Origin of the sequence: Actinoallomurus rhizosphaericola (assembly GCF_024055675.1) — a bacterium.
Taxonomy (GTDB): Bacteria; Actinomycetota; Actinomycetes; order Streptosporangiales; family Streptosporangiaceae; genus Actinoallomurus; species Actinoallomurus soli.
Map to the genome: position 1 here is coordinate 156,180 of NZ_JAMXMW010000020.1, position 10,356 is coordinate 166,535.

Consider the following 10,356-nt stretch of genomic DNA (forward strand, 5'->3'; position numbering starts at 1 on the left):
AGCGAGAACACTAGACAGGAGCCATCCCAGATCCAGGGGCGCGGCGCGTCCCGACGAGCGAAGGCGCGCACTGTGCTCGGTGTTAGGGGGTGCACTGTGCACCCCTTGGGTCACACCGGAAGACCGAGCACCTGAGCGAAGGAGCGCGCCTCGCGGTCGATCATCGGGCCGCCCTTGTCGACGATGTTGGACATCATCTCCCGGGCACCGGGCGAGTAGTGCACCGAGTCGTTGCAGATCGCGTACGCACGCTGTAGCCAGGTCAGGGCCGCGGAGTGGTCGCGTCTCTGGTGATAGGACCGGGCGACCTCGACGTGGAGGCGCGCGCGTCGCTCACGGCTCGGGATCGTGTCCGGGTCGATCTGTTGTGCCTGCTCACGGGCGGTCACGGACTTCGACAGGTCGGCCCTTATCGACACCGCGTGCACCGCCACGTTGGAGGCACCGAACTGCGTCCATGGATGGTGATAGCCGGCGGGCAGCCGGTCGGCGACCGCCCTGCCTTCATCCAGATAGCGCAGCGCGTCACCCTCCCGACCGGCGCGGGCTGAGGTCAGTGCACCGTTCAGCAACAGCGCGCCGTACATCGCCTGCAGTCGCGGGGAACCGTTCTCCAGCTCGGGTCGCAGCAGATCCGCCGCGTCCCTGACGCAATCGAGCGCGCCGTCGTTGTCGCCGCGCGACCGGTGAACCATCGCGAGCGTCCAGGCCGCGCCCGCGAGCGGTAGCGGCCGGTCGGCCTCCTGTGCGGCGATCATGCCGCGGTCGGCGACGACTGCCATGATCTCCGCCCCGCTCGCCCACACGAGCTCGTGCTGTACGAGCGCGTAGACGTCGACGAGTAAGGCGTTCGCCGTGCGCCGGTCGTCGCCTTCCGCGAGGCGGGCGACCGCCCGGGCATCGTTCACCAGCGCGGGCAGGATCCGGCCGACGTCGGTGCGATGGGTGATCGAGCCGTGCCAGAGCCGCCACGCGTCTTCGACACGCCGCCGCAGCGCATCGACGTCCGGAGCGCTCGTCGGTGGACGCAGCATCGGGGACCACACGGCCTCATGAATCGCCGGCGCGGCGGCGTGGGGGATGTGAGAGAACGACGCCAGCGGGATCGAGACACCGTTCGTCAGTTCCATGTCGGTGCCGGCCAGCACGGCGACGTCACTGATGCCGAGAGCCTCGGCGAGCTTGACCAGCTTCGGCAGCCTAGGAGGCAGGCGCGTGCCCCGCTCGATGCCCTTGAGCCAGCTCTCGGACATGCCGACGAGTCCGGCCAGGACGGGCCGCGAAAGCCCTCTGCGCTCACGAAGGATCTGGATGCGTTCCCCTGTCCTTCGTCCTTCCAAGTCGTCGAGCATGACGTGCCTTCGTCGTCGTCCCGTTATCACCGCCAGGCTACGCGCGCTCTTCGAGGTACGGCCGGGGAACGCGAGACGCCCCTCAGACTGAGCCCCGGGGGTGCGGGGTCGTTCTCGGGTGCTGTCACCTGAGAAGAGATTCCTGCTGGGGTTCCGCGCAGGTTACGCGGCCATGCTCCGCCCGCCGGAGCACGCCCCGCCGTCCTCTCTCATAGGACGCACCCCAGATGTGCCGTCCGGCTCAGCGCACCTGGGGCGACGTTTCGGCGGTCTGGTCGTCGGTACGCGGTTCAGGCGGTCAGGTCGGTCAGGTCGTCGTCGGTGAGGTGGACGCCGGCGGCGGCGATGTTGTCCTCCAGGTGGTCCAGCGAGCCCGTCCCCGGGATGGCGAGCATGACGGGAGAGGACGCCAGCAGCCAGGCCAGGGCGACCTGCTCGGGGGTGGCGTCGTGGCGCGCTGCGACCTTCGCCAAGCGGTCCCGGTCGAGTGGCCGGTCACCGCCGCCGAGCGGGAAGAACGGCACGAACGCGATGCCGAGCTCCGCGCACTGGGCGAGCAGCCCGGAGTCGTCGCCGTGCTGCACGTGGAAGTGGTTCTGCACCGCGGCGACCGGGGCGATCGCGCGGGCCTCGGCGAGCTGGGCGGCGTCGACGTTGCTGACGCCGAGGTGGCGGATCAGCCCCTCCTCGCGCAGCCCCGCCAGCACCGCGAACCGCTCGGCGATCGACTGACCACCGGGCCCGCCCCTGCCGCCGACCCGCAGGTACACCAGGTCGAGACGGTCGAGGCCGAGCCGCCGCAGGTCGTCCTCCACCAGGCCGCGCAGCTGGTCCGGCGTCGCCTCCCCGCTCGGGTAGCCGTCCGGGCCCCACAGCGGCCCGACCTTCGTGGCGATCACCAGGTCAGTGGCGTACGGGGACAGTGCCTCACGGATCAGTTCGTGGGCGTTGACGTCGCCGCGTCCGTAGAAGCCGGCCGTGTCGATGTGGTTCACGCCGAGCTCCACGGCGCGACGCAGCACCGCGATCCCGTTCTCCGGGCTGCGCGTGGGCCCGCCCCAGGTGCCCGTGGGGAGCCGCATCGCGCCGAAGCCGAGCCGGTTGATCCGCAGGTCGCCGCCGAGGATGAAGTCGCCGCCGTCGGCGGCCGTCACGTTCGTCGTCATGCCTTCGACTCTGGCCCGAAGCCGCCGGGCGGACGAGCGGCTGGCAGCAAGCTGCCATTTGCCGCCGCGCGGACGGCTGGTCAGACTGGATGACGTGAGCGGCAATGAGCAGGTCATCACCATCCGCGGCGAGCAGGAGCTCGTCGCGCGTGCCGGGCACCTGTTCGGAACAGCGGGGTCGGAGTTCGCCTGCGCGGCCACCGACCTGAACACCTGGTCGCGTCCGGCGGCGCGAGCGTCCATGGCCGGCCGGGTCCGTCGAGCGGACGGCCCGGTGATCCGCAAGCTCTACACCCCCGTCGCGCTGGCGGATGAGGAGCAGCGGACCCTCCTGCTGGAGCGCGCGTCGCTGGGTGCCCAGGTCCGGATCTGCGGCACCGGGCTGCTGCCACACGAGACGATCATCATCGACCGGCGGGTCATGATCCTCGCGGGGGCCGAGGTCGCCGGTGACCGCGAGTTCACCGTCACCACGGCGCCGACTCTGATCAGCGGGGTGTACGCGCTTTTCGAGGCGACGTGGGAGGCCGCCACGGAGCTGACCGCGTACCTCCGTCAGGATCCGCCGCAGGTCGATGAGGAGGGCCGACGGGTCCTGCGGGCGCTCGGGGAGGGGCTCACCGACGAGGCCGCCGCCCGGCGGCTGGGCCTGTCGCTGCGGACCTACCGGCGGCGGGTGGCCGAGCTGATGCGGCTGCTGGACTCGGAGTCGCGGTTCCAGGCCGGCGTGCACGCCGGTGAACTCGGCCTGATTCCCTGAACGAACGCGTCGATCACCGTGTCAGCGATGGACACGCCTGCACTTCTCCGGCGTCTTGCGGAGCCCGGGCGGGCAGTCGATCGAAGACGCAGACGGTACGGTTCCGTGCGACGCCGGGCTGTTCACACGCGTCGGGGCCGGCCGGACGCTGTGTGAGGGGGCGGTTTGCGTCGGCACGCTCCGCAGGACCGGAGACGGCGTCTGCTCGCGCAGGGCGGACCTGGCCCGCGGCGTCCGGCGTGACGCGGATGGCGAGGGCGAGAGTCCGCCGGCCGCCTCGTCGTCCCCTCGCTCACCGGGCGAGAACGTGACCACGCCCACCACGATCACCGCGGCCCCGACGAGGAGAATCCCGCCGGCCAGCAGCGCCTTCCGACCGTGTGCGCGGCGTTCCGCTCCCCACCGTAGCCAGGCGGAGGCGAGATGGGTTATGCCCGATTTGTCACGATGTCGACCACTCACGCGAGCAGAGTAGCGATCTTTCGATCGGCGCGTGACGCCCCTCTTCGGGCGAGCTTTCCTCAATCGATCGAGCCTGAACACCGCCGAATCCACGCCGTTATCCGCAGATCACCGGCCGTGGTCCTCTTCCCGGTGGCCCGCAGATCGCCGACCGTACGATCCGGTGGCGCGGCGATCGGCCGACGGGACCGCCGCCGTACCCCCTCGGCGGCGGGGCCGCCGGACCCGTCAGGTGAGCGCCAGGCCGTCCAGGGTGTGCCCGATCAGCGCGCTGATCTGCTCGGCGACGCCGGGTGCCGCCGCGATGGTGGCGGTCGAGTCGGCCGTGTGCTCCCCGCCGTCCCGATCGACCACCACGGCCCCGGCCTCGCGGGCGATGGCCACTCCGGCCGCGGTGTCCCACGGCTTGTTCGACATGCTCAGGCTGACGTCCAGCCGGCCCTCGGCGACCCAGGCCAGGTCGATGGCCGAGGAGCCCAGCATCCGTACGCGCTGGACCTCGGCGGCGAGCGCGGCGGTCAGCGCCAGGCGCAGGCGGTTCTTCTCCTCCGCGTCCGCGCCGACGGCGTAGTCGCCGACGGCGACGATCGCGTCCCGCAACCTGCCGGTCGAACTCGCCGTGATGCGCCGCTCGCCGAGGTGGGCGCCGCCGTGTTCGACGGCCGAGTAGCGGGCGCCGAGGAACGGCAGGTCGATCACTCCGAGGACCGCGCGACCACGGCGGAGCAGGCCGAGGGAGACGCCGCACAGCGGGAGTCCGTGGACGAAGTTCGCCGTGCCGTCGATCGGGTCGAGCGCCCACAGCAGCTCCCCGCCGGCGTCGCCGGTCACGCCTTCCTCTTCGCCCAGGATCGGCACGTCGGGCGTACGTTCGCGCAGGTGCGCCCGTACGGCGCGCTCGACGGCGTAGTCGAGGTCGGTGGCCATGTCCCGGTCGCCCTTGGCGGTGAGCAGGCCGGGCGCCCGTGTGCGGATCAGATCGGTGGCGATCGCGACGGCGTCCAGAGCGACGGGGAGCAGCGCTCCGACGGACGTCGTCATACCGGGCGGCTCCGTTCCGACAATTCGCGGTATATCTGCTCAAAAGTGTTATACAGCCCCGTTCCTTCCGGGTCACGGCGGAGCAGGAAGGTCGGGGAGTCCACGCCGCGCGCCTGCGGCAGGTACGGCTGCATCACACAGGTCGTGCCGTCGATCAGGACGATGCCGAACCGGATCGTCTCGTCGTACACCGCGAGCGACAGCCGGTCCCGCGCATCGGCCGGCAGGTGGTCGCGGACGCGGGACAGCACCTCGATGTTGAGCTTCGTCAGCGTGGACAGGAAGTGGTCGGTGTAACCCTCCTCCCGCTCGCGCGCCCTGATGGCCTCACCGTCCGGGTCGAGGAAGAGGCACTCGAGCCGGGCGCCGTTCGCCACGAGCCGCCGTAGTCGCTGGTCCGGGTACTGCTGGCACAGGAGGTTCAGCGAAAGCCCGGCCGCCCTGATCTCCTCCGCGTCGTCGAACATCGCCTGCGGCGGCATGGCGCAGGTGAACTCCGCCCGGGTCGTGAAGACGGCGGCGACATCGGACAGGGGCGGGCCGGGCGCGTGCGGCATGTCGAGCGCCGCCCGGCCGGGAGGCACGATCGCACGCCGCATCCCCGGGGACGGCGGGACCGCCGGACCGTCCGCCGGACGCGCCGGATCGACGGGCAGGAGGTCGTCCGGGCACGGCCCGAACAGCTGGTCGGCCGTCCAGCCCGGGAACATCCTCTGCAGGACGCGGCAGTGATCGGTGTGCGGCAGGCGTTTCAGCCCGCCGGAGATCCAGCGGTGCAGTTGGGCGCGGCTCGGAGCGGTGCCGACGAGCTCGCGATCGACTTTCTTCGCCGCACTCTCGTAGGCGGCGCGAAACATGCCATATCGCATTAATTGCCGTTGCTGGACGAGAACCTGGAGCAGGATCGGTCGCTGCGTCATGATTCCGCCCCTTCACCGCCGTCAGTGCAGGTCCAGGTTAGCCACCCTATATCCGTACGACGAGACGAATTCGAGACAGAGGCAAGACATTGGTGTCGAAAAAGCGCCTTTGATGGCATCGAGACGAAACACCGGTACGAAGGACACTATGGCCGGAGGGTGAGGGACCTGTTCCCGGGGGCGTTGGAGGGCAGCGGCGGTGAGCGCCGATCACAGCGAGAAAATGCGGCTTCTGGTGGCCTTGTGCCGCGAACTGGCCAGGCTCGGACTGCCGTCCGTGATGAGCGACGCGCGACCGGCCCTTTCGGTCGGTGGCGGCCCGGCCGATCCCAAATTGTGGATCTCCGTGAGTCCCTGCGGTGAATTCTTCGAATGGTGCCCGGACTCCGGAGGTCGATTTCCGGCGGACAACCCGGAGTGCGCCGCCGAGACCATCGCGGGGCGCCTCCGCGCGCATACCGGTTGAGCCCGCGACCACGTCCCACGGCGTCCGCCGCCGACGCCCGTTCCGTCGGGCCCGGCGGATCACCCGGCCCGCAGCCGATCAGCCGACCTGGAACGGATCAGCCGGTCCGCGGCGGCCGGTCGGTGTTCCGCGCGCGGCGGCGGTGCGCCTTCTGCCGGCAGGCCGCCCCGCAGAACCGCGCGGGCCTTCCGGTGCGCGCGGTCACGATCGGCCCACCGCACTCGGCACACCGGGGCGCCGTCGCACCGTGCCGCGACCCGACGGATGCCAGCGACCGAGTTTCGTTACGCGCATCGACCGGGTGTTCCGTTACGGCCGGGAGTCCGGTGAGCCGATCGGAGGCCGTGGGCCGGAGCCCATCGCAGACGATCGCGGTCGGCCGCCCCGTCGGCCCTTCGAGCTCCATCCGCACGCAGCCGTGCACCAGGCGCTGGACGTCGTCCACGGTCACATCGGCACGGACGGCGCCGGCGCGCTGTGCCGCGTCGAGCAGCGCGGCGAGGGCCGCACGGAACCGCTCCCCGAGGTGCGGCGCCACCGTCATCACCCGTCCCGATCCGGCCGTGAGCGCATCGCAGAGCGCCTTGTTGACCGCGACCTGGCGGACGATCATGTCGAACGCCGCGAAGAACGCCGTGCCGGGCTCTTCGCCGACGGCGAGGGCGCAGGTGTCGTCGACGAGCCGGGCGATCCGGTCGCTCACCACCGCCTCGAACAACGCCTCCTTGCTCGCGAAGTGCCGGTAGACCGTTCCGGGCCCGACTCCGGCCCGCCGGGCGACCTCGCTGAGGGGCACCGCGAGTCCGCCGACCGCGAAGGACTCCTCGGCGGCCGACAGCACGCGAGCACGGTTGCGCCGGGCATCCGCCCGTTGCTCACCGGTCGTCCGGTCGCCGCCCTCCGACATGCCCCACCTCTTCCCGCCGACGCGTCCGCACCCGGTGCCGCGCCCGTTGACAACCGGAGTAGCCGTTCCGTAACGTCTTCAATCGGAGCAGCCACTCCGATTTTAGGTGTTCCTCGAATAACTCTGGAGTCTTCCGTGCCCACAGCGACCACCGCCACGCCCCGAGAGACCGTCGAGCGCTTCCTCCGCGCCTCCGCCGACAACGCCTGGGACGACCTCGCCGACCTCTACGCGCCGGATTCCGTCATCGAGCTGCCGTTCGCGCCGCCGGGCGTCCCGAAGCGATTCGAGGGCCGCGAGGGACATCGAGCCCGGTTCAAGGCGGTCGCCCCGGCGCGCCGCTTCACCAAGGTCGACTCGGTCGTGCTCCGGCAGACCGAGGATCCGGAGGTGATCGTCGCCGAGTACGACCTGCACGGGACGATGGTCCGCTCAGGCCGGCCGTTCGTCTTCTCGTACATCATGGTGATCCGGGTCAGGGACGGCCTGATCGTCCACTCGCGCGACTACGGCGACAACCTCGCCGGTGCCGAGTTCCGTGACGAGATCACCGAGGTCCTCAGCCGGAATTCCGCCGAGTAGCACCCGCGTCCGCCGCCCCGGCGCCCGGCCTTCTCCCATTCGTCCAAGCCCGGACCGCGGCCGTACCGGCATGGTCGGATCATGACGCAGCAGCCGACCCTGGGCATGCGACCCCAGCCGATGATCTCCGTAACGGACGTCGAGCACTCTGGCCGCTGGTACCGCCGGGTGCTCGGCGCGACCAGCGGTCATGGCGGCTCCGAGTACGAGCGGTTGCTGGTGGACGGTCACCTGGTCATGCAGCTGCACCGGCTCGAGGTCGGGCACCACCACGGCCCGCTCGCGGACCCCGAGCGGCCGGTCGGCAACGGTGTCGCGCTCTGGTTCGCCACGGGCGACTTCGACGCCGCGGTCCGGCGCATCCGGGCCGTGGACGCACAGGTCGTCACGGACGTGCACGTCAATCCGAACGCCGGCCACCGCGAGATCTGGCTGCGCGACCCCGACGGCTATCTCGTCGTCATCGCGGAATCCTGATAGCGGCCGTCCCGGAACTCCTGATACCGGCCGTCGCGGTCCCGTACCCCCGCGTCCGGCGCGTCCCGCTCAGCCGCCGGTCTCGAACCGATCCACAAGGCCGCGACCGCGATCACGCTGGAGGACTACTCCGCGGCGTACGCGGGCTAGGGTCGTCCACCATGATCGAACCCTCCCTGGACACGACCCGGACGGCGTACGACTCCGTCGCCGTCCTCTACGCCGACACCTTCCGCAACGTCCTCGACGACTCTCCGCTGGACCGCGCGACGATCGGCGCCTTCGCCGAGCTCGTACGGGCCGGCGGCGGGCAGGTCGCGGACCTCGGGTGCGGCCCCGGTCGGCTGACCGCCCACCTGCACTCGCTCGGCGTCTCCGCCTTCGGGATCGATCTCTCGCCCACGATGATCGAGCTGGCGCGCCGGGACCACCCCGGCCTGCGGTTCGAGGAAGGGTCGATGACCGCCCTGGACCTGGCGGACGGCTCGGTGGACGGGGTGCTCGCCTGGTACTCCGTCATCCATATGCGGCCGGATGAACTGCCCACGGTGTTCGCGGAGTTCGGCCGGGTGCTGGCCCCGGGCGGTCACCTGCTGCTCGGGTTCTTCACGACCGACGACGACTCTCCGCACGCGGCCGTGCCCTTCGACCACAAGGTGACCACGGCCTACCGCCTGTCCATCGACCACGTCGCGGCCCTGGCGCGCGAGGCCGGACTGGTGGAGCTGGCCCGGATGCGCCGGGAGCCGCGCGAGAACGAGAGGTTCCTGCAGGGCCACCTCCTCGTCCGCAAACCCGCGCACCCCGCCTGACGCGCCGTCCGCCTGAAACGCCGTCCGCCTGAAACGCCGCCCGCCTGAGCGCGCCGACGGTTCAAGGGCGCCGTCCGCCTGGCGCACTGCCGTGCGCCCGACCTCGTTACGCGGCGTGGTCCCCGTGACCCGTCAGGCGGCGGTGTGCCCGTACGCGGCGGTGAGCGGCGCGAGGTCGGGCGTTCCGTAGCGCTCGCGCATCGCCTCGAAGCGCGCGACCTTGTCCTCCCCGAACCGGCGGAGCCGGGCGGCGTAGGAGGCGGCCGTGAGAAAGGCCGGCGGGTCGCTCTTGGTGTGGAACTTGTCGGCGTACATGACGAGCTCCTCCTCCCGTGACTCCGCCACATAGTCGGCGGCGGGGAGGGGCAGCCCCTGGTTCCGCACGTCGTCCCGGGTGATGCCCACCCCGGTGTGGCAGGAGCAGAAGCGGCAGAGCACCTCGGGGAACCCTTCATCCCTCAGCAGCTCGTAGCCGAGTACGCCGTGCCGGATGTAGCCCGCGTGGTCGATCCGTCCCGCGTCGTCGTACAGGCGGTAGACGCCGATGTCGTGCAGCAGGGCGCCGGCGCGTACGAGGCCCGCGTCGACGCCGGGGTCACCGTCGGCCAGGAGCTGCTCGGCGATCCCGCACACGATCTCGCAGTGCGTGTACACGAGTTCGAAGGCCGCCTCCGTGGGCGCGTGCCTCTCGTGCAGCGCGCGGATCTCTTCGTCCGTCGGGATGATCACGCCGAGAGTCTAACGAGGCGCGCCTCGGCCGCCCCTGTTCGACCAGGTCAGAGGCATGACTGGAGCAGGCATGAGTCCCGGGGGTGCACCTGGTGCCACCCACGATCGGATGGTCGCGCTACTGACCTCGCGAGCTCCTGCCACGACGCTGGTTCCGTGCCCGAAGGACCGGGCGCGGAAGGAGATCCACCGCCATGGCCACCAGCGCGACGCACGTCGACAGCCGGCTGACCGGCACCCCGTGGACGGTCCGGCTCGGCCGGAGCTCGGCGGGACGGCCCGCGTTGGAGGTGTACGACGCGGAGACGCTGGTCGACGTCGTCGTCGAGACGCCGGTGGCACCGGAGACCCTGCGGGGCGCCCGGCGCGGCGTCTCCCCGGGCGGCCCGTGCGCCGTCGCCTGGGGCCGGCTCCCGGCCACCACGGCCCTCCCGGAGGTGCTGTTCGCGGGCTGGACGCGCCGGTGTCCGGCCGACGTCTTCCTGGTCGGCGGGTTCTGCTGGCTGGCCGTCGCACACGGCCGGTTCACGACCGTCCGCGTCAACCATCGCGGCGACGCGTGCGGACGCCTCCGCATCCGGGGCGGCCGCCGGTCCTGACCGCCCTCCCCGCCGGTCCTGACCACTCCTCCCCGCCGTTCTGACCGCCCTCCCCGCCGGTCCTGACCACTCCTCCCCGCCGT

At 71.3% G+C, this 10,356-nt stretch carries 12 protein-coding genes; 6 read left to right on the forward strand and 6 right to left on the reverse strand.

Annotation, left to right across the window (positions count from 1 at the left end):
* Positions 1 to 110: 110 nt before the first annotated feature.
* Together NE234_RS35060 and NE234_RS35065 are read right to left on the reverse strand one after the other, a co-directional pair.
* Positions 111 to 1,352 (reverse strand): helix-turn-helix domain-containing protein, encoded by a 1,242-nt coding sequence (locus NE234_RS35060; protein ID WP_252785234.1) that lies wholly within the window; start codon positions 1,350 to 1,352, stop codon positions 111 to 113.
* Positions 1,353 to 1,642: 290 nt separating this feature from the next.
* Entirely contained in the window at positions 1,643 to 2,518 is an 876-nt protein-coding gene (locus NE234_RS35065) for an aldo/keto reductase (protein WP_252785235.1), read from the reverse strand.
* Positions 2,519 to 2,612: 94 nt separating this feature from the next.
* Here NE234_RS35065 and NE234_RS35070 point away from each other — a divergent pair, with 94 nt between their 5' ends.
* The gene (locus NE234_RS35070; protein WP_252785236.1) at positions 2,613 to 3,278 is read left to right on the forward strand and encodes a helix-turn-helix domain-containing protein; all 666 of its coding nucleotides are present in this window, start codon (positions 2,613 to 2,615) and stop codon (positions 3,276 to 3,278) included.
* Between the two features lie 690 nt (positions 3,279 to 3,968).
* Here the strand turns inward: NE234_RS35070 and NE234_RS35075 are convergent.
* Both NE234_RS35075 and NE234_RS35080 read right to left on the reverse strand, forming a co-directional pair.
* Positions 3,969 to 4,781 carry an inositol monophosphatase family protein gene (locus tag NE234_RS35075; RefSeq protein ID WP_252785237.1) on the reverse strand — a complete coding sequence of 271 codons (813 nt, stop codon included), beginning with the start codon at positions 4,779 to 4,781 and terminating at the stop codon, positions 3,969 to 3,971.
* On the reverse strand, positions 4,778 to 5,701 hold the full coding sequence (locus tag NE234_RS35080) for a DUF5919 domain-containing protein (protein ID WP_252785238.1): 924 nt from the start codon (positions 5,699 to 5,701) through the stop codon (positions 4,778 to 4,780). The genes NE234_RS35075 and NE234_RS35080 overlap by 4 nt, the downstream gene beginning before the upstream one ends.
* A 199-nt stretch (positions 5,702 to 5,900) precedes the next feature.
* On the opposite strand from NE234_RS35080, the gene NE234_RS35085 reads away from it, so the two are divergent.
* Complete coding sequence (locus NE234_RS35085; RefSeq protein ID WP_252785239.1) at positions 5,901 to 6,167, forward strand: hypothetical protein; 267 nt, start codon at positions 5,901 to 5,903, stop codon at positions 6,165 to 6,167.
* Between the two features lie 97 nt (positions 6,168 to 6,264).
* On the opposite strand, the gene NE234_RS35090 is transcribed toward NE234_RS35085, so the two are convergent.
* Entirely contained in the window at positions 6,265 to 7,074 is an 810-nt protein-coding gene (locus NE234_RS35090; protein WP_252785240.1) for a TetR/AcrR family transcriptional regulator, read from the reverse strand.
* Between the two features lie 135 nt (positions 7,075 to 7,209).
* On the opposite strand from NE234_RS35090, the gene NE234_RS35095 reads away from it, so the two are divergent.
* From NE234_RS35095 to NE234_RS35105, 3 genes are all read left to right on the forward strand, one after another.
* The gene (locus NE234_RS35095; protein WP_252785241.1) at positions 7,210 to 7,656 is read left to right on the forward strand and encodes a nuclear transport factor 2 family protein; all 447 of its coding nucleotides are present in this window, start codon (positions 7,210 to 7,212) and stop codon (positions 7,654 to 7,656) included.
* Positions 7,657 to 7,737: 81 nt separating this feature from the next.
* The gene (locus NE234_RS35100) at positions 7,738 to 8,133 is read left to right on the forward strand and encodes a VOC family protein (RefSeq protein WP_252785242.1); all 396 of its coding nucleotides are present in this window, start codon (positions 7,738 to 7,740) and stop codon (positions 8,131 to 8,133) included.
* Positions 8,134 to 8,294: 161 nt separating this feature from the next.
* Entirely contained in the window at positions 8,295 to 8,945 is a 651-nt protein-coding gene (locus tag NE234_RS35105; protein WP_252785243.1) for a class I SAM-dependent DNA methyltransferase, read from the forward strand.
* Between the two features lie 132 nt (positions 8,946 to 9,077).
* On the opposite strand, the gene NE234_RS35110 is transcribed toward NE234_RS35105, so the two are convergent.
* Positions 9,078 to 9,674, reverse strand: coding sequence for an HD domain-containing protein (locus NE234_RS35110; protein WP_252785244.1), 597 nt, complete (start codon positions 9,672 to 9,674; stop codon positions 9,078 to 9,080).
* Between the two features lie 194 nt (positions 9,675 to 9,868).
* On the opposite strand from NE234_RS35110, the gene NE234_RS35115 reads away from it, so the two are divergent.
* Positions 9,869 to 10,273 (forward strand): hypothetical protein, encoded by a 405-nt coding sequence (locus NE234_RS35115; protein ID WP_252785245.1) that lies wholly within the window; start codon positions 9,869 to 9,871, stop codon positions 10,271 to 10,273.
* Positions 10,274 to 10,356 lie beyond the last annotated feature (83 nt).

Coding starts and splice junctions, on each gene's coding strand:
- NE234_RS35065 (WP_252785235.1), bottom strand. CDS start 2,518: ATGACGACGAACGTGACGGCCGCCGACGGCGGCGACTTCATCCTCGGC.
- NE234_RS35115 (WP_252785245.1), top strand. CDS start 9,869: ATGGCCACCAGCGCGACGCACGTCGACAGCCGGCTGACCGGCACCCCG.
- NE234_RS35080 (WP_252785238.1), bottom strand. CDS start 5,701: ATGACGCAGCGACCGATCCTGCTCCAGGTTCTCGTCCAGCAACGGCAA.
- NE234_RS35100 (WP_252785242.1), top strand. CDS start 7,738: ATGACGCAGCAGCCGACCCTGGGCATGCGACCCCAGCCGATGATCTCC.
- NE234_RS35090 (WP_252785240.1), bottom strand. CDS start 7,074: ATGTCGGAGGGCGGCGACCGGACGACCGGTGAGCAACGGGCGGATGCC.
- NE234_RS35105 (WP_252785243.1), top strand. CDS start 8,295: ATGATCGAACCCTCCCTGGACACGACCCGGACGGCGTACGACTCCGTC.
- NE234_RS35075 (WP_252785237.1), bottom strand. CDS start 4,781: ATGACGACGTCCGTCGGAGCGCTGCTCCCCGTCGCTCTGGACGCCGTC.
- NE234_RS35060 (WP_252785234.1), bottom strand. CDS start 1,352: ATGCTCGACGACTTGGAAGGACGAAGGACAGGGGAACGCATCCAGATC.